This is a genomic window from Neobacillus niacini (assembly GCF_031457145.1).
GTDB lineage: Bacteria > Bacillota > Bacilli > Bacillales > Cytobacillaceae > Neobacillus > Neobacillus niacini_J.
Genome location: NZ_JAVDVZ010000001.1, coordinates 80,211 through 97,113, shown reverse-complemented (window position 1 = coordinate 97,113; position 16,903 = coordinate 80,211). Strand labels below are relative to the sequence as shown.

Below are 16,903 nucleotides of genomic sequence, written 5' to 3'. Positions count from 1 at the left end.
TAACCTGAGACTACATAAAAAAGCTCCCCTATTTGGGAAGCTTTTCAATTTTTTTATTTTCAGATGCTAAAAACAACAATTCTTCAGCATGTTTTTTGGTTAAGTCGGTAATTTCAGTCCCAGAAATCATTCGGCCAATTTCCTTTATTTTTTCTTTCATACTGAGAGGACTTACCGAGGTTTTAGTTCGACCGCCTTCTGTCACTTTGGAAATAAACAAATGGATATCTGCCATGGCAGCTACTTGAGGTAAGTGAGAAATACATAAAACCTGGGAGTCTACGGCCACTTTATAAATTTTTTCAGCGATTGATTGTGCCACCCTGCCGCTGACTCCGGTGTCCACCTCATCAAAAATAATCGAGGTAATACCTTGGTGTTTCGAAAAAATGCTCTTAAGTGCGAGCATAATCCTTGATAACTCACCACCAGAGGCAATTTTCGATAATGGCTTTAACGGTTCACCAGGATTTGTTGAGATAAAAAACTCGACATGATCAACTCCATTTTTTGTAAAATGAGGTAAAATCGATTCAAAGCGAATTTCAAAGACTGTTTTTGCCATGTATAGCCCTTTTAACTCATTATGTATTAATTTTGTTAGCTTTTTCGCCCAACTTTTGCGAAGCTCTGTTAGCTGTTTGGCTTCAAGACTTAAATCCTTCCTAATCGAAGCTAATTGCTTCTCTAATTGTCCAATATGCGTTTCTTTGTTTTGCAAGGTTTCAATTTCTTCCTCAATTTTTGCTGCATATTCTAAAATTTCTTCAATCGTTTTTCCGTATTTCCGTTTTAGTTGATTGATTTCATTTAGTCTTTCTTCAATTTGATTTAAACGTTGCGGGTCATATTCTAAGACATCAAGTTCATTCCTTAATGTACGAGAAGCATCCTCTAATTGATAAAAGCAATTCATGACGTTTTCAAATACTTCTTTGTAAGAAGAATCTAACGTAGCTGCGTCTTCAAGCTGTCCCATCACCAAACTAATCCAATCAAGACCCTTTTGTTCACCTGTTAAGGCATTATAACTGGATTGAACCGCTTCAAAAACTCGCTCAAAATTAGCTAGTTTTCTTTTTTCTTCAAAAAGCTCCTCATCTTCATGCAGCTTTAAATGTGCATTTTGAATCTCGTCAAATTGAAATTGAATTAAATCCAGACGATGTGCTGTTTTCTGCTCATTCTCAGTTAAAGACTTAAGCTTTTGTAAGGTTTGTTCATAGCGATGAAACACTTCATGATATTCTGCCTGTGAAAGTGAAATATCTTCTGACCCAAATTGATCAAGCAGATGTATGTGCCTGCTTTCATCCATTAAATCTTGGTGTTCATGCTGGCTATGTATATCAACTAATGTTGAACCAACTTCCCGAAGAGTTGAAATAGTCACAAGTTTACCATTGATTCTACACACACTTTTGCCTGTACGAAAAATATCTCTGCGTAAAACAACCATACCTTCTTCAATATCAATTCCAAACTCTAATGCTTTTGAAAACACGGGATGGTGTTCATCCATTTGAAAAAGTCCTTCAATTTCGGCTTTTTCCTCCCCATGCCTGACAAAATCAGCTGAGCCCCTACCGCCTACTAGAAGATGAATAGCGTCGATAATAATTGACTTCCCGGCACCGGTCTCACCAGTTAACACAGTCATACCCTTTTCAAATGATAAGGAAATGGCCTCTATAATAGCAAAGTTCTTAATCGATAATTCTGATAACATGGTGCTTCCTCCCTTAAAGCATATCAAGGAACCGATTGGTTATTGTTTCTGTATCTTCGGGTGTACGACAAATAATTAAGATGGTATCGTCGCCACAAAGGGTTCCTATTATTTCTTCCCAATCAAGGTTATCCAAGAGAGCCCCAATTGCCATCGCATTACCAGGCAAACATTTCATGACAAGTAAATGTCCAGCTGAGTCTATCCGAACAAACGCGTCTATTAATGACCTTTTTAATTTTTGCAATGGATTAAACCGTTGATCTGCTGGAAGGCTATATTTGTATCTCCCATCAGACAATGGTACTTTAACTAGGTGCAACTCTTTAATGTCCCGAGAAACAGTTGCTTGAGTCACATTAACCCCTGCACTTTTTAACTCATCAACCAGTTCATCTTGTGTTTCAATATCATTACTAGCAATAATTTCTCTAATTTTTATATGTCGTTGCCCTTTATTCAATGTATTCACCCCGTAGTCATTGAAACATCTCCGTATTTTGTACAAAAATGTCGCTTCTAACCCTATGTTAGCCGATTTTTCCGAAGAAGTACAATGATTATTTAGCAAAAAATGACCATAACAAAATAGAAGGATAAGCACATGCTTATCCTTCCACATCTTGTTTCGATTTAAATTCTTGATGTGAGTCCTTTACAATTTGGGAAGGCTGGATTGGTAATAGATTCTGACCTTTATCCTGACTTCCTAACCATTTAAGGTGTAGAAGAAACTCAATATTTCCGTCTCCGCCCGTTATCGGAGAAAAGGAAAGGTTAACCACATTGAATCCCTGTTCAATGGAAAAATCGACAATTTTATTCACAACTTGTAAATGTACTTTTTCATCACGAACGATACCTTTTTTTCCAACTTGCTCACGTCCAGCCTCAAATTGTGGCTTCACAAGTGCAACAATATCACTTTGTGGTACAAGAAGTGTCTTTAGAACAGGTAATATTAACCTTAAAGAAATAAAAGATACATCGATAGTTGCAAAATTAGGCATTTCTCCTGCTAGATCTTTCGGTGTTACATATCGAAAATTGGTTCTTTCCATTACTACTACTCGCTCATCTTGACGCAGCTTCCAAGCAAGCTGATTATAACCTACATCAAGGGCATATGACATTTTCGCACCATTCTGCAGTGCACAGTCCGTAAAACCACCTGTTGAAGCTCCAATATCGAGCATCGTCTTATCTTTGACTGACACATCAAAAATCTTTAAAGCCTTTTCCAGCTTAAGACCGCCTCGGCTGACATATGGAAGTGCATTTCCTTTTATCATGAGAGGGATATCAACTTTTACTTTCTCTCCAGGTTTATCTAAACGTTCTTCATTCGTATAAACTAATCCAGCCATGATTGAACGTTTGGCCTTTTCCCTAGTTTCGGCTAATCCTCTTTCAACTAATAACACATCTAATCGTTCTTTATTTTTCATGGTTATGCCCTTTTTTGTTTTTTTCGAGCAAGTATGGTTATTCTATTAACAACCTCAGAAGTAGTCAATCCAATTTCTTCAAGAAGTGAATTCACATCACCATGTTCAATAAATTGGTCTGGAATTCCCATTCTGTCAATTGCTTGATGATAATACGCCTTATCATGTGCGTATTCTAGAACAGAGCTTCCAAAACCACCCTGTAATACTGCTTCTTCAATGGTCAGAATCGGGATATTATTAAAGAATAATTGGTTGAGCATTTTTTCATCCAATGGCTTTATGAAACGAGCATTTACGACTTTGACAGAAATCCCCTGTTTTCCAAGGATATCCGCTGCTTCCAGCGCCATTGGTATGGTTGTGCCAAAGGTTAAGATTGCAGCATCTTCGCCTTCTTTTAAAATCTCCCATGTACCAATTGGAATACTTTCGAATTTTTCATCCATCGGAACACCCAGTCCATTACCACGTGGAAATCTCATCGCAATCGGCCCATCATCATAATTTAACGCTGTATAAACCATATGCTGACCTTCATTTTCATCTTTGGGCATCATTAAAACAATATTAGGTACATGTCTTAAAAAAGCAATGTCAAACACACCTTGATGTGTCTCACCATCTGCCCCTACTAATCCAGCTCGATCAATTCCAATAAACACATTTAAATTTTGACGACAAATATCATGAACAACCTGATCGTACGCCCGTTGTAAAAATGTCGAGTAAATCGCTAAAAATGGCTTCATTTTTTGAGTGGCCAATCCAGCAGCAACTGTAGCAGCATGCTGCTCTGCAATCCCAACATCATACATTCTCTCTGGAAACTCACTTGCAAAGCCCTCTAGCTTTGAGCCAACTGGCATAGCAGGAGTTATCGCCACAATCCGCTCATCCTCGCGAGCGAGCTTGCGAACTGTTTCACTAACTAAGCTGCTCCAGGCTGGCGGTGGTGTCTTAGCTGGTTTAACAAAAGCACCTGTATCCATTTTATAAGGTCCCGTTCCGTGCCATGTACCTGTCGTATCACTTTCAGCAGGATGGAAGCCTTTCCCCTTTTTCGTGATTACATGAAGAAGAACAGGACCTTCCGTTTTTCTCGCATATCGAAAGTTTTCAAATAATGCTTCATAATCATGCCCATCAACGGGGCCTAAGTAAGTGAAGCCCATTTCCTCAAAAAACATGCCAGAAACAAATAAATATTTTAAACTGTCTTTTATACGTTCGGCTGTTGCTGCCAGTTTACCCCCAACAGCAGGAACCTTTTTCAAGAGCAGCTCTAATTCATCCTTCACCCATTGATATTTTCCAGCTGTTCTCAATTGACCAAGTATATTATTGATTGCACCGACATTTGGGGCAATCGACATTTCATTATCGTTAAGAATCACAATCATGTTCTTCTTTTCATGACCAATATGGTTTAATGCTTCTAAGGCCATTCCACCTGTTAACGCACCATCACCAATAATTGGTATGACAAAGGAATTTTCCTTTTTCAAATCTCTTGCAATCGCCATCCCCATTGCTGCTGAAAGTGAAGTTGAGCTATGACCAGTCTCCCAAACATCATGTTCACTTTCAATTCTTTTCGGGAAGCCGCACAATCCTTTGTATTGACGCAATGTATCGAAATCACAAGCCCTGCCTGTAAGAATCTTATGAACATAGGACTGATGTCCGACATCCCAAATAAATTTATCATTGGGGCTGTCAAAACATTTGTGTAAGGCTATAGTTAATTCGACGACACCTAAGTTTGGTCCAATATGGCCTCCAGTTACAGATAGCTTTTCAATCAAGAATTTGCGTATTTCTTGACTTAAAACCTCCAATTCTTGATTTGACATTCCTTTTAAAAAGGAAGGGTCTTTTATTGATAACAGATCCATGTTTGGACCACTCACTTTCTTTCGTTTTTCACCTAGAAAAAATAGCCGCTAACACAAAAGTGGTAACGGCATTGACAACGTTCTCTACATTGACAACAATTATAACACAATTACGTTGTTGTTCAAATACCAGTTATTCTAGTGGTCTCTTGATGCTATTAGTTCTGCAATTTCTTTGAGCAGTTTAATATTAAGTCCTGTCTTTTCTAAGTATTGCTTAGCCAGGTCTAAGTGTTTTTGTAAAGCTTCTTTCGCACCTTCCATTGATAATAGCTGGGGGTAAGTGCTTTTCTCATTAGCTGTATCACTTCCAACGGGTTTACCTAAAACTTCAGGATTCCCTTCTAAATCGAGAATATCATCTCGAATTTGAAAAGCAAGACCAAGATGATGGGCAAATGAAGATAAGTTTTCAAGTTGAGTTGGATTAGCTCCTCCTAACAACGCACCTGCAATAACACTGTATCTTAAAAGCTTCCCTGTTTTATGAATATGGATATATTCAAGCTCATCTATTGTAAGGCTCTTCCCCTCGCCTTCCATATCTGCAACCTGACCGCCAACCATACCTTCACAGCCAGCAGCTTTGGCCATCTCGATAACCAATTGGAGTTTGGTCTGACTTGAAGCCATTTCGTTTGGAATTTTTCCGATTACCTCGAAGCTATAAGTTAATAATGCATCTCCGGCTAATATCGCAATTGCATCACCGAACACTTTGTGATTTGTCGGCTTACCTCTTCTAAGATCATCGTTATCCATGCTTGGCAAATCATCATGGATTAATGAATAGGTGTGAATCATTTCTATAGCTGAGGCTGCCAACAGCCCCATTTTAGAATCCTTCCCAAAGGCTGCAAGGGTAGCAAATACAAGTAAGGGGCGGATTCTCTTTCCGCCTGCCTCAAGGGAATAATGCATGGCTTCTTTGATAATAGGAGGTGCTTCCAGCTTTTCCACCAAGGTTCGAAGCTCTGATTCAAGCAGTTGTTTATGTTCTTGTGTAAAAGCATCTAGAACTTTAGTATTCAAAGCCTACTCCTCCTCTTCAATCGCAAAGTTTTGTTTACTTCCATCCTCCGTGATAATCTGCGTTAATTGTTCCTCAACACTTTTTAACTTATTATGACAAAGCTTGGACAACTCCATCCCTTCTTTATAAAAGGCTATCGCCTCTTCTAATGGGACATCTCCTTCTTCAAGCTTATCTACAATTTGTTCGAGCTTATTCATCGCTTCCTCAAAGGAAACCTTTTGTTCATTCGTCACGGTTTTCGCTCTCCTTTATGTTCTGTACATTACAGAGAAGGCTGCCATCTGTTAATTGTATTTGAAGTGGTTCGTTCTCTTTAACTTGTTTTATACTTTTTATTAATTGATTTTCTTCTGAATAGACGAGACTGTACCCACGTTCCATAATTTTCAGCGGACTTAAGGCTTGAAGGGTTGAAATAATCCTTTTAAATTCGGTCTGTTTCTTCAAAAGAATTTGTTCCATTGCCCGCCCGATATCTTTTTGCGAGCGGACAAATCTGCTCTCCGCTTCTCGTAGAGCTACTCTTGGATGGTTTCGCATTAGACGGTTATGAATCGTTTCATGTTGTGATTTCTTTACATCCGTTAATCTAGACGCACCACGAACAAGCATTTCCGTTAATTTATCAACCTGTTCCAGCTTTTGTTCGTAGAGACGATGTGGATAACGAAAAGCATAAGATTTTTGTACACGGTCTAATCGTTGTTTTTCAAAGCGATATCTTCCATTCATAGACTGAAGCATACGAGTTTTCCTCTGCAATAGTCTCTCCATTAATTCATCAATATGGGGAACTGCTAGCTCTGCTGCCGCAGTAGGTGTTGGAGCTCGCATGTCGGCAACAAAATCAGCAATGGTAAAATCTGTTTCATGGCCAACAGCAGAAATGATTGGGACTTCTGATTGATGAATAGCTCTAGCGACTAACTCCTCATTAAATGCCCACAATTCTTCAATAGAGCCGCCTCCACGCCCGACAATTAGAACATCAATCCCATCCAACGTGTTTGCCTTTTCAATAGCTCTTGCAATCGACGAGGCTGCATTCCCTCCTTGTACGAGGGCAGGTAATACTAGAATATTAGCAATCGGATAACGTCTTTTAATCGTCGTGATAACATCTCTTATTGCTGCTCCTGTTGGTGATGTAATGACGCCCACCGTTTTCGGATAACTCGGAATTGTCTTTTTATGTTCAACAGAAAATAAGCCTTCCGCTTCAAGCCTTTTTCTTAACTGCTCATAAGCTAAGAATAATTCTCCAATTCCATCTGGCTGCATTTCCTTAATATATATTTGGTATTGACCGCTTGGTTCATAGACAGAAATATCGCCTTTCACAACCACTTTCATCCCATTTTCTGGCGAAAACTTCATAGTCCGTGATTGACTTGAGAACATAACTGCTAGAATGCGTGCTTTTTCATCCTTTAATGTAAAATACATATGTCCGCTCGAATGCTGTTTAAAGTTTGAAATTTCACCTCGAACATGGACATCCTGTAAATGAGGGTCAGCATCAAATTTTCTTTTTATGTATTTTGTTAAGGCCAGCACAGTTAAATACTTTTTTTCCTGCATAACAAACTCCTTATTAGAACCGCAGCGTATTTTTTGCTGATTTAAGCGTGTTATACATAAGCATAGTTATTGTCATCGGACCTACTCCTTTTGGAACAGGGGTGATATAACCGGCTTTCTCACTCACTTCGTCGAAAGCAACATCTCCGCAAAGCTTACCAGCCTCATTCCGGTTGATTCCTACATCAATAACGACAGCACCTTCTTTTACATGGTCAGCTTTAATAAAGTTGGCTATACCAACTGCTGCAACTATAATATCCGCTTGTGATGTATGGAACTGCAAATCCTTTGTCCTTGAATGACAATATGTTACCGTTGCATGCTGGTTAAGGAATAACTGACCTACAGGTTTTCCAACAATATTACTTCTCCCAACCACAACAACATGTTTACCAGCAACAGATATACCCATTTCTTCTAAGAGCACCATAATTCCATAAGGTGTACACGGTAAGAACGCATCCTGACCTGTCATCATTCTCCCAATATTAATTGGGTGGAACCCATCGACATCCTTAAGAGGGGAGATAGATTCAATTACTCTAATTTCATCAATATGCTTAGGAAGAGGAAGTTGCACGAGAATACCGTGGATTGCAGGATTCTCATTTAGTTCCTTAATTTTAGAAAGCAATTCTTCCTGTGAAGCTTCTTCTGGTAATTCAATCAGCACTGAGTACATGCCGAGGTCTCGACAGGTTTTTTCTTTATTTGTTACATAGGTTCTTGAGGCATGATTATTTCCCACCAGCACGACAGCAAGTCCTGGCGTAATCCCTAATTCCTTTAATTTTTGTACTTCCTGTGCAATTTCTACCTTTTTCTTTGAGGCAATTTCTTTCCCATCAATAATCACAGCAGTCATAACATTTCCTCCTATCCAAATTGACGCTTAGAGTTTTTCTTTTATTTTCGAAAGTACACCATTAATAAATCGGCTTGATTGTTCATCTCCATATATTTTAGCAATTTCGATTGCTTCGTCTAAAATAACATTTGCGGGAATTTCATTTTGGGAAAATTTTAATTCATACACGGCGATTCTTAATAAATTCCTGTCTACAGTAGCTAAACGATCAAGTGTCCATTTTTCAAGATGTTCTTTGATCAACGGATCTATTTCATTTTTTTGTTCGACAACTCCCAAAACAAGGCTTGCTAAATAGTCGTCTCCTGGTTCACCTTCCAAAACATGTTCAATTGCAGATTTTGAATCTGTGTTACTTACGTCGATTTGAAAAAGTGCCTGTAAGGCTTTTTCTCTTGCTGTTCTTCTTTTCATTATACCGTTAACTCCTTTAGAGAAAATAATTAATTTTTGTCTAATTTTATACAACAATGTCATATTAATGTTTTGTACATAAAAAGATAATAGCATAACTAAAAACGATTCGCACTGTAAGAACTTATTTTTACCTAGATGCAGTATGCTAATAACCGTAAAATGAAAAGAAGAGCCTGAAATTTTCGGAATTTGATAACATTTTCATACTTTTTATTCTATTTTTTTCGATATGATGGGAGGTAGAAAGGATGTAGGATATGCCATACAGAGCTCGGAGTGAACCAGTAGTATTAAAGATTTTACGAATTTTAAACAAGCGGATAAAATTATCTGGGGATGAGCAGAGGTATTATCTAAACCAAGAAAAAGGATTTGAAGGGGAAGTTCAGTTTGATTTATTGACGGTGAAACTCCAACGTGACTGTCATATTTTGAATGATCTGCAGCTTGAGAGCAATAAATCTAGTTTCCAACTTGATTCATCCCTTATTTTCCAAGAAACCTATTCCATTTTTGAGGTGAAAAATTTCGAAGGCGAGTATGTTTATGACTCTGAATATTTTAAAACACCTTCTGGAAAGGACATCCAAAATCCGCTTGATCAATTAAAACGAAGTAAATTATTGCTGAGCCAACTTCTTCAATCGCTTGGAAGTAAACTTACTGTTGAGGCGTACGTTATTTTCATTAACCCTCATTTTACGTTATATAAAACTCCAGCTGACCTGCCTTTTATACTTCCAACCCAGCTTAACAGCTTTATGAAAAAACTAGACCAAAAGCCATCACGGCTCAATCAGTCGCATAAAGATTTGGCGGACAAACTCATTTCGTTGCACCAACCAGTACCCCCAAAAATCCAGCTACCTAACTATAGGTATGAGACAGTGAAAAAAGGGATGTCCTGCTGTAAATGTGATTCATTTTCAGTGACGATCTTTGGGAAGAAATTGATCTGTGGTAAATGTGGACGCGAAGAATTTGTAACTGTTGCCGTTATGCGTAATGTAGAGGAATTCAAACTCCTTTTTCCAGATCGTAAAATCACGACAAATGTTATTCATGAATGGTGTGACCTAGTCGATTCTAAAAAAAGAATAAGGAGAATCCTGGGGAAGAATCTTAAAATTTGTGGTGTTCACCAATGGACATATTATGAATGAATCTTAGAGAAGCGACATCTGTTATTTTTAGTGCGTTTTATAATCGATTATGAGATGAAGGACAAATCTTTTTGTTTCTTCGTGAGTTTTGTCCTTCATGACCTGGATGAAGGACAAATCTTTCGGTTTCTTCATGAGTTTTGTCCTTCATTGCCTCGATGAAGGACAAATCTTTCGGTTTCTTCATGAGTTTTGTCCTTCATGACCTGGATGAAGGACAAATCTTTCGGTTTCTTCATGAGTTTTGTCCTTCATTGCCTCGATGAAGGACAAATCTTTCGGCCTCTTCGTGAGTTTTGTCCTTCATGACCTGGATGAAGGACAAATCTTTCGGCTTCTTCGTGAGTTTTGTCCTTCATGACCTGGATGAAGGACAAATCTTTCGGTTTCTTCATGAGTTTTGTCCTTCATGACCTGGATGAAGGACAAATCTTTCGGTTTCTTCATGAGTTTTGTCCTTCATTGCCTCGATGAAGGACAAATCTTTCGGCCTCTTCGTGAGTTTTGTCCTTCATGACCTGGATGAAGGACAAATCTTTCGGCCCCTTCATGAGTTTTGTCCTTCAAAAGAAAAAACCAAAGGATTTACTCCTTTGGTCTTACTTTTAAACCTCTTCTTCTATTTCAAGTTCTGGCTTTTGGTTTTCAAAAGAGATCCCGACAACGTGGATGTTTACTGCCTCAGCCTCTAATGCTGTCATATTGAGCAATGCTTGGCGAATGTTATCTTGTATTTTCCCTGCTACAGTCGGAATCGATACACCGAATTTCATTATGCAGTATACATCAACTTTAATTCCTTCTTCTGATAGCTCTACCTTAACACCTTTGCCGTGGTTTTTCTTTCCTAACCGTTCAACCACACCAGTCGCGAAATTTCCACGCATTTGTGAAACTCCCTCGACCTCAGAAGCAGCAATACCCGCAATGACTTCAATTACTTCAGGAGCAATTTCCACTTTACCATGGCCACTGTTTCCTTGATTCATTTCCAGTACATTATACTCGCTCATAAAGGACACCTCCAGATTTTAGCTAGACTTCATCACATCATGTAACTCAAGAAACTTCGTATTGAATTGTCCCTCTACAAATGCATCATGCTCCAGCAATTTCAAATGGAATGGGATAGTGGTATGAACACCCTCAATCACAAATTCACTGAGTGCACGTTTCATTCGTGAGATTGCTTCTTCCCTGCTACTACCATATGTGATGACTTTCGCAATCATGGAATCATAATACGGTGGAATGGTATAACCTGGGTATGCAGCTGAATCAATTCGAACTCCGAAGCCGCCAGGAGGCAAATACATATTAATCTTCCCTGCTGAAGGCATGAAGTTCTTTTCCGGATTCTCAGCATTGATTCGGCACTCAATCGCCCAGCCTGTAAAGGTAACTTCTTGCTGATTTACCGATAGTTTTTCTCCAGAAGCAACTCTGATTTGCTCCTTAATTAGATCGATTCCTGTGACCAATTCAGTTACAGGGTGCTCCACCTGTATCCTTGTGTTCATTTCCATAAAATAATATTTACGATTGCGGTAGTCATATATAAATTCTACCGTTCCTGCACCTGAATAATCAACTGCTTTTGCTGCTTTAACTGCCGCATTTCCCATTTCTGTGCGAATTTCTCCATCTAATGCTGGTGAAGGTGTCTCTTCTAAGAGCTTTTGAAGTCTCCGTTGAATCGAACAGTCTCTTTCCCCCAGATGGATTGTGTTTCCATAGGTGTCAGCAAGTATTTGAATTTCGACATGGCGGAAATCCTCAATATACTTCTCTATGTACACACCAGGATTACCAAAAGCAGTTAAAGCCTCCTGCTGGGTAATACTTATCCCCTTAATTAGTTCTTGTTCATTTTTTGCCACGCGGATACCTTTTCCGCCTCCGCCAGCTGTCGCTTTAATGATTACGGGGTATTGTATCTCTTTAACTAGCTCAAGCGCCTCATCGATATCGTTTATGATACCTGTTGAACCTGGCACAATCGGAACACCTGCTTCGCGCATGGTTTCTCTGGCAATATCCTTTGTTCCCATTTTTGTAATCGCTTCAGGACTTGGTCCGACGAAGGTAATATTACATTCACGGCATAGTTCAGCAAAATCTGCATTTTCGGCTAGGAATCCATAGCCAGGGTGTATCGCTTCACAACCTGTTAATTTTGCCACACTTATAATATTGGTTACATTTAAATAACTATCTTTTGATAATATCGGTCCTATACAATAGGCTTCGTCTGCAAGTTGTACATGAAGAGCTTCACGGTCTGCTTCGGAGAAAACGGCAACAGATTCTATTCCCATTTCTCTACATGCGCGAATAATTCTGACCGCAATTTCTCCTCTGTTTGCAATTAACAGTTTCTTTATCATCCTGTTACCCGCTCCTTATTCCGGTTTTACTAAAAATAATGGCTGTCCGTATTCTACTAATTGACCATTCTTTGCAAGAATTTCAACGATTTCACCATTAACTTCTGCTTCAATTTCATTAAATAATTTCATTGCTTCAACAATACATACAATAGAATCTTTCGAAACAACAGATCCGGCTTTTACGTATACATCTGCTTCTGGTGTTGGTGAAGCATAAAATGTCCCAACCATAGGAGAAGTAATTTTGTGTAAATTTGAAGTATCGGTTTGACTTGCTACGGTATTTTCTGCTGCCGTCGGTGCTGCTTCTTGAACAGGTGCTGCCGCTGTTACGGCTACTGGTGCTGCTGGTTGAATCATAGGAGCTGCCTGTGCCGCTACTTGTGGTACGGTTTGTATGGTAGCTACAGTTGTTCCGGTATTTTTTTTCATTTTGATTTTTGAACCTTCATTTTCATATACGAATTCATCAATGCAGGATTGGTCAACTAATTTAATTAACTCACGAATTTCTTGTACTTTTAACAATCTGAACACTCCTTGTCCATTAGATTAAGACTATCTATTAATACTATACGCTAATACCTTGTTAAAGTTCAATATGCTTCTTCTCGTTCAGCTAAAAAAGGAAAGCCGGCGGGCTTTCCTTTTTTAGACTTATTTAGTAGGTTGGAATTCTACAGCAACAAAATTAGTTTCACCAATTTCTTTCTTTACCATTTGAATAATGGCATTGGCTTCTGATTTGGAAGATTCCTTTTTAGACTTTACAATAATTTTGACTGTTGAACCATCTGCTCTAACGAGGACATCCTCATAATCTCTAGCTTTAATTAATGTTTCAAGCATTTGTTCCTTTTGGGCAATATCATTTAATTTTTTCATTTGGTCAACTGCTTCGCTTCTTTCACTAGCAGGCAGGTCAGTGGTTGCCACAACTGTGTTTAATTGTTCCTTTAATTCGCTGCGATCATCTTGAAGCTTCAAACGAAGTGCTTCAAATTCTTCATCGCCAGCAACCTGAGAAATAATAGTATCTCCCTCTTTGGCTTCAGCTTCTGTTTTCGTTTCCTTTTGGTCAGATTTCTCTTCTTGCTTCACTGTAGCAAGTTCATTGCTTTTTTGTTCAGGTGAAGTAATGTAATAAACCGATAATACAACCACCAAACTTAACATTGTTAATAACCAAACAGTTTGTTTTTTCAATAGCATTTGTAAATCCCCCTTTTATTTTTTAGGCATAACGGCAACGCGATGGCTTGGCACATCAAGCGATCTTGTTACTGCCTCAATAATCCATTTTTTAACTTGAATATTTTCTGCACCTTTAGCAACTACCAGTACGCCGCGAATTTCCGGTTTAATCTCTCCAACAATAATGGGAACTTCTTTCTCCCCATTACGAATGATGACTACTTGCTCATCTGTTGAAGTATCTTGAACTTTTCGCTCCCCACCCTCGTTGTCCTTTTCTTCCGTTGTTTGTGATTTTGTTACTTTGTTTTTCTCAAGCACTTGCTTATCGGTGGAATCAATGTTCACTACTACCGTTACATCGTCTACACCCAGCATTTCTTCAAGTGCCTTCGTCAGCTCTTTCTCATATGATTCTTCATAGCCTGAGATAGTCTTATTGTTCGAATCCTTTTTAAGACTAAATGTCTCCACATCTTCAGTTTGACCTTGACTGCTATTGACTGCCTGACTATCAACCGGAGTTGTTTTGTCAGAAAATATTACATTGCCGACAATCATGAAGGCAGCACCGATACAAAGAACTAGAATCATATATTGATATTTTCCTGCCTTTTTATCCGAACTCTCTCCCTTTGAAACAATGTTTTTAAGCCATGAAAATGGCCCTTTATTATTATTTTCCATTCAGTTTATTCTTCCCCCCTTCAACCGAGACTTCAATGGCTTTTTCAGTTACATTCCATTGCTGCGAAAGAAATGCGGCGATTTTTTCAGATTCCTCTGTTGGATCCTTAGATGGAAGAGGCGTTTCTGTAGTAATACTTACTGGTTGTATAGCTTCGACTGTCGTAACAGTTGTTTCTGGCTGCTTCAGGCGAACTGTAACCATTTCAAGGTTTTCAGGGAATGACTCTTGACTATCATCCTTGGTTGTTAGTTCTATTTTTGCAATTTCCAAATTAAATTGTTCCATCAACTCCTCTTCTACTCCCTTTTCAAGCTGGACAGCCATCGTTTCTAAAATATATGCATGATTGGATGCTTGTATTTCTTTTTTTTGCAATTCTATTAAATTTTCCATATTTTTTTCTCCTGGACCTTGAAATGTTGGGATTTGAGCCATTGCTGTTTCAAAATCCTTTGAAATTAACTTAAAAATAGGTGTCAAAATGATGGCAATCAGCAGAAGCCCTGTAACCATTTTTGTATATTTCTGCATACTAGTATTTGGAAGCAGCATATCTATAACGGTTGCCAAGAGGATAAAAAGAATAATATTGGTTACCCATTCAATTAAAAACTCCATAAAGTTCTCCCCTATCTCATCATCATCGTTAGATTCCCAGCTGCGACAATTACTGTAATACTTAAAAAGAACATGAGAGAGACAATACCCAATGCAGCAAATACATAAATGACACTTTTGCTGATAATATCTAAGCATTTAATAACCGGACCCCCGCCTAAGGGCTGTAAAACGGCCGCTGCAAATTTATAAATAAAGGCAATCATTAAGATTTTAATAGCGGGGAAAGCAACGATAATTAGTAGGATAGCTACACCTGCAATACCAACAGAATTTTTCAATAATCCAGAGGCACTGACTACTGTGTCCGCGGCGTCCGTAAATATTCTCCCAATTACAGGGATAAAGTTACCTGTAACGAATTTCGCTGTGCGGATCGCTACTCCATCTGTTATCGCTGTAGAAGCCCCTTGTACAGAAATAACCCCAAGAAAAACTGTCAAGAAAAGACCCATTAACCCTATGCTCCAATTTCTTATCAGCTGGGCCAGCTGTGTTACCTTATACTGGTCTGACATCGTACTTACAATACTCAACAGAGTGGCTAGGAAGAGCAGCGGGAGAATGACAAATTGCATAAACATCCCACTGATATTCATTAAAAACAAAATGACTGGATGGAAGAAAGCGGCTGAGATAATTCCACCAGAAGAAGCGATTAACGCTAACAAAAGAGGAATAAGGGCAAGGACAAAGGATATCATGCTGCCAATCGCCTCATTAGTATATTCTATGACCACATGGAAACTATTAAGTGCAAGAATTACTAGAACCATATAAACAATTGAATAGGCAACTTTACTTATCGTGCTGCTTTCAAACGCATTTTGCATCGATTGGAGAAACATACTAAATATCGTAAGAAGGATTAATGAACCAAGCAATTTACCATTTACAACAAATTCATGAAATAAGAACTTTAGTATCCCTTGTGTCCATCCCTTGAAGGAGAATGTCTTATCTCCCTTGACAAAATCATACAAACTCCCTTTTTGGCTTTCTGGGAGGAAGCCGCCGTATTTCGTTTGGATATCCTCCCAATATTGTTTAAGCTCTGTTAAATCCATATTTTTAAGCTGCGCGTCAACTAATTCCTGTGGTGAAAGAGGTGCCTGAACAACATTCTCTTCTTCGTTAGCTTGTACACTTGTCGAAGTAAATAACAAAAATAATAGAATCATAATGGGAATAATCTGCAGCCTTTGCTTCATCATTTTTCACCTCTTATTGTTCAAACGAAAATGACCTTACTAGCTTGGAATCAGCTTGATTATTGTTTCAATCATAACGGTTAAAATCGGAATGGCCATCGCAAGAATTAACACTTTTCCAGCAAGTTCAATTTTAGAAGCCACAGCACCCTGCCCTGCATCCTTGGTTATTTGAGATGCAAACTCGGCAATATAGGCAATTCCAATAATTTTTAGGATTGTCTCTACATAAACAAGGTTCACATTTGCATTCACTGCGAGCTTTTCAAGCATATGAATAATTTCATAGATTTTATCGACTAAAAAAAGGAAGATGCTGCAGCCTACAAATACAATTAAGAGGAAGGCAAAATTAGGTTTTTGCTCTTTTATGATTAATGCAAGAAAGGTTGCGACAAGTGCCACTCCAACTATTTTAATAATTTCAATGGCGAAGCCCTCCTTTCTATTGAAACAAGAAGACTGATTTTATTTTTTGGAAGAGGTCATCCACAATCGACGCGACTTGGAACAATATATAGATAAAACCGAATAAAGTAACCCACTGGGCATATTCCTTTTTCCCAACCTGATCCAGCACTGTATGCAAAAACGCAACGACGATTCCCACTCCGGCAATTTTAAAAATAATATCTACCTCTAAGCCCATTGCTTTT

Annotated in this window: 21 protein-coding genes; 1 reads left to right on the top strand and 20 read right to left on the bottom strand. The window is 38.5% G+C overall.

Annotated features, from left to right (window positions below; translation table 11 throughout):
- Positions 1 to 28: 28 nt before the first annotated feature.
- From recN to nusB, 9 genes are all read right to left on the bottom strand, one after another.
- A complete protein-coding gene (recN, locus tag J2Y03_RS00550) occupies positions 29 to 1,729 on the bottom strand; it encodes a DNA repair protein RecN (protein ID WP_132088155.1) in 1,701 nt (566 codons plus the stop codon).
- Positions 1,730 to 1,742: 13 nt separating this feature from the next.
- Entirely contained in the window at positions 1,743 to 2,192 is a 450-nt protein-coding gene (gene ahrC, locus J2Y03_RS00545; protein ID WP_132088158.1) for a transcriptional regulator AhrC/ArgR, read from the bottom strand.
- A gap of 145 nt (positions 2,193 to 2,337) precedes the next feature.
- Positions 2,338 to 3,177, bottom strand: a complete 840-nt coding sequence (locus tag J2Y03_RS00540; protein ID WP_310189816.1) for a TlyA family RNA methyltransferase — start codon at positions 3,175 to 3,177, stop codon at positions 2,338 to 2,340.
- Between the two features lie 2 nt (positions 3,178 to 3,179).
- Positions 3,180 to 5,075: a 1-deoxy-D-xylulose-5-phosphate synthase gene (gene dxs, locus J2Y03_RS00535; protein ID WP_310189814.1), complete on the bottom strand. Its 1,896-nt coding sequence runs from the start codon at positions 5,073 to 5,075 to the stop codon at positions 3,180 to 3,182.
- Between the two features lie 138 nt (positions 5,076 to 5,213).
- Positions 5,214 to 6,107, bottom strand: coding sequence for a polyprenyl synthetase family protein (locus tag J2Y03_RS00530; RefSeq protein ID WP_310189813.1), 894 nt, complete (start codon positions 6,105 to 6,107; stop codon positions 5,214 to 5,216).
- A 3-nt stretch (positions 6,108 to 6,110) separates the two neighbouring features.
- On the bottom strand, positions 6,111 to 6,344 hold the full coding sequence (locus tag J2Y03_RS00525) for an exodeoxyribonuclease VII small subunit (protein WP_132088170.1): 234 nt from the start codon (positions 6,342 to 6,344) through the stop codon (positions 6,111 to 6,113).
- Entirely contained in the window at positions 6,334 to 7,692 is a 1,359-nt protein-coding gene (gene xseA, locus J2Y03_RS00520; RefSeq protein ID WP_310189811.1) for an exodeoxyribonuclease VII large subunit, read from the bottom strand. The genes J2Y03_RS00525 and xseA overlap by 11 nt, the downstream gene beginning before the upstream one ends.
- A 13-nt stretch (positions 7,693 to 7,705) precedes the next feature.
- A complete protein-coding gene (folD, locus tag J2Y03_RS00515; RefSeq protein ID WP_132088176.1) occupies positions 7,706 to 8,560 on the bottom strand; it encodes a bifunctional methylenetetrahydrofolate dehydrogenase/methenyltetrahydrofolate cyclohydrolase FolD in 855 nt (284 codons plus the stop codon).
- A gap of 27 nt (positions 8,561 to 8,587) precedes the next feature.
- A complete protein-coding gene (gene nusB / locus J2Y03_RS00510) occupies positions 8,588 to 8,977 on the bottom strand; it encodes a transcription antitermination factor NusB (protein ID WP_310189808.1) in 390 nt (129 codons plus the stop codon).
- A gap of 260 nt (positions 8,978 to 9,237) precedes the next feature.
- Between nusB and J2Y03_RS00505 the strand changes: the two genes are divergently transcribed.
- Positions 9,238 to 10,143 (top strand): nuclease-related domain-containing protein, encoded by a 906-nt coding sequence (locus tag J2Y03_RS00505; RefSeq protein WP_310189807.1) that lies wholly within the window; start codon positions 9,238 to 9,240, stop codon positions 10,141 to 10,143.
- A gap of 37 nt (positions 10,144 to 10,180) precedes the next feature.
- Here the strand turns inward: J2Y03_RS00505 and J2Y03_RS00500 are convergent, their stop codons facing one another.
- The 11 genes from J2Y03_RS00500 to spoIIIAC all read right to left on the bottom strand — a co-directional run bounded on the left by J2Y03_RS00500 (position 10,181) and on the right by spoIIIAC (position 16,896).
- Positions 10,181 to 10,330: a hypothetical protein gene (locus J2Y03_RS00500; protein ID WP_310189805.1), complete on the bottom strand. Its 150-nt coding sequence runs from the start codon at positions 10,328 to 10,330 to the stop codon at positions 10,181 to 10,183.
- A 64-nt stretch (positions 10,331 to 10,394) separates the two neighbouring features.
- Complete coding sequence (locus J2Y03_RS00495; RefSeq protein ID WP_310189803.1) at positions 10,395 to 10,538, bottom strand: hypothetical protein; 144 nt, start codon at positions 10,536 to 10,538, stop codon at positions 10,395 to 10,397.
- A 210-nt stretch (positions 10,539 to 10,748) separates the two neighbouring features.
- Positions 10,749 to 11,156, bottom strand: coding sequence for an Asp23/Gls24 family envelope stress response protein (locus J2Y03_RS00490; protein ID WP_310189801.1), 408 nt, complete (start codon positions 11,154 to 11,156; stop codon positions 10,749 to 10,751).
- Positions 11,157 to 11,174: 18 nt separating this feature from the next.
- The gene (gene accC / locus J2Y03_RS00485) at positions 11,175 to 12,530 is read right to left on the bottom strand and encodes an acetyl-CoA carboxylase biotin carboxylase subunit (protein ID WP_132088185.1); all 1,356 of its coding nucleotides are present in this window, start codon (positions 12,528 to 12,530) and stop codon (positions 11,175 to 11,177) included.
- Positions 12,531 to 12,545: 15 nt separating this feature from the next.
- Positions 12,546 to 13,061 (bottom strand): acetyl-CoA carboxylase biotin carboxyl carrier protein, encoded by a 516-nt coding sequence (gene accB, locus J2Y03_RS00480; protein WP_310189798.1) that lies wholly within the window; start codon positions 13,059 to 13,061, stop codon positions 12,546 to 12,548.
- A gap of 129 nt (positions 13,062 to 13,190) precedes the next feature.
- Positions 13,191 to 13,745 carry a SpoIIIAH-like family protein gene (locus J2Y03_RS00475; protein ID WP_310189796.1) on the bottom strand — a complete coding sequence of 185 codons (555 nt, stop codon included), beginning with the start codon at positions 13,743 to 13,745 and terminating at the stop codon, positions 13,191 to 13,193.
- Positions 13,746 to 13,760: 15 nt separating this feature from the next.
- Positions 13,761 to 14,414: a stage III sporulation protein AG gene (gene spoIIIAG / locus J2Y03_RS00470; RefSeq protein ID WP_310189793.1), complete on the bottom strand. Its 654-nt coding sequence runs from the start codon at positions 14,412 to 14,414 to the stop codon at positions 13,761 to 13,763.
- Positions 14,404 to 15,036 carry a stage III sporulation protein AF gene (spoIIIAF, locus tag J2Y03_RS00465; protein ID WP_132088197.1) on the bottom strand — a complete coding sequence of 211 codons (633 nt, stop codon included), beginning with the start codon at positions 15,034 to 15,036 and terminating at the stop codon, positions 14,404 to 14,406. Before spoIIIAF ends, spoIIIAG begins: the two co-directional genes overlap by 11 nt.
- A gap of 11 nt (positions 15,037 to 15,047) precedes the next feature.
- Positions 15,048 to 16,247 carry a stage III sporulation protein AE gene (gene spoIIIAE / locus J2Y03_RS00460; RefSeq protein WP_310191267.1) on the bottom strand — a complete coding sequence of 400 codons (1,200 nt, stop codon included), beginning with the start codon at positions 16,245 to 16,247 and terminating at the stop codon, positions 15,048 to 15,050.
- 39 nt (positions 16,248 to 16,286) lie between these two features.
- On the bottom strand, positions 16,287 to 16,676 hold the full coding sequence (gene spoIIIAD, locus J2Y03_RS00455) for a stage III sporulation protein AD (protein ID WP_095247152.1): 390 nt from the start codon (positions 16,674 to 16,676) through the stop codon (positions 16,287 to 16,289).
- A gap of 16 nt (positions 16,677 to 16,692) precedes the next feature.
- Positions 16,693 to 16,896: a stage III sporulation protein AC gene (spoIIIAC, locus tag J2Y03_RS00450; protein WP_007084610.1), complete on the bottom strand. Its 204-nt coding sequence runs from the start codon at positions 16,894 to 16,896 to the stop codon at positions 16,693 to 16,695.
- Positions 16,897 to 16,903: the final 7 nt, after the last annotated feature.

Coding starts and splice junctions, on each gene's coding strand:
- dxs (WP_310189814.1), bottom strand. CDS start 5,075: ATGGATCTGTTATCAATAAAAGACCCTTCCTTTTTAAAAGGAATGTCA.
- J2Y03_RS00500 (WP_310189805.1), bottom strand. CDS start 10,330: ATGAAGAAACCGAAAGATTTGTCCTTCATCGAGGCAATGAAGGACAAA.
- J2Y03_RS00490 (WP_310189801.1), bottom strand. CDS start 11,156: ATGAGCGAGTATAATGTACTGGAAATGAATCAAGGAAACAGTGGCCAT.
- nusB (WP_310189808.1), bottom strand. CDS start 8,977: ATGAAAAGAAGAACAGCAAGAGAAAAAGCCTTACAGGCACTTTTTCAA.
- J2Y03_RS00505 (WP_310189807.1), top strand. CDS start 9,238: ATGCCATACAGAGCTCGGAGTGAACCAGTAGTATTAAAGATTTTACGA.
- J2Y03_RS00495 (WP_310189803.1), bottom strand. CDS start 10,538: ATGAAGAAACCGAAAGATTTGTCCTTCATCCAGGTCATGAAGGACAAA.
- spoIIIAF (WP_132088197.1), bottom strand. CDS start 15,036: ATGGAGTTTTTAATTGAATGGGTAACCAATATTATTCTTTTTATCCTC.
- xseA (WP_310189811.1), bottom strand. CDS start 7,692: ATGCAGGAAAAAAAGTATTTAACTGTGCTGGCCTTAACAAAATACATA.
- spoIIIAC (WP_007084610.1), bottom strand. CDS start 16,896: ATGGGCTTAGAGGTAGATATTATTTTTAAAATTGCCGGAGTGGGAATC.
- J2Y03_RS00540 (WP_310189816.1), bottom strand. CDS start 3,177: ATGAAAAATAAAGAACGATTAGATGTGTTATTAGTTGAAAGAGGATTA.
- spoIIIAG (WP_310189793.1), bottom strand. CDS start 14,414: ATGGAAAATAATAATAAAGGGCCATTTTCATGGCTTAAAAACATTGTT.
- recN (WP_132088155.1), bottom strand. CDS start 1,729: ATGTTATCAGAATTATCGATTAAGAACTTTGCTATTATAGAGGCCATT.
- J2Y03_RS00475 (WP_310189796.1), bottom strand. CDS start 13,745: ATGCTATTGAAAAAACAAACTGTTTGGTTATTAACAATGTTAAGTTTG.
- folD (WP_132088176.1), bottom strand. CDS start 8,560: ATGACTGCTGTGATTATTGATGGGAAAGAAATTGCCTCAAAGAAAAAG.
- accC (WP_132088185.1), bottom strand. CDS start 12,530: ATGATAAAGAAACTGTTAATTGCAAACAGAGGAGAAATTGCGGTCAGA.
- spoIIIAE (WP_310191267.1), bottom strand. CDS start 16,247: ATGAAGCAAAGGCTGCAGATTATTCCCATTATGATTCTATTATTTTTG.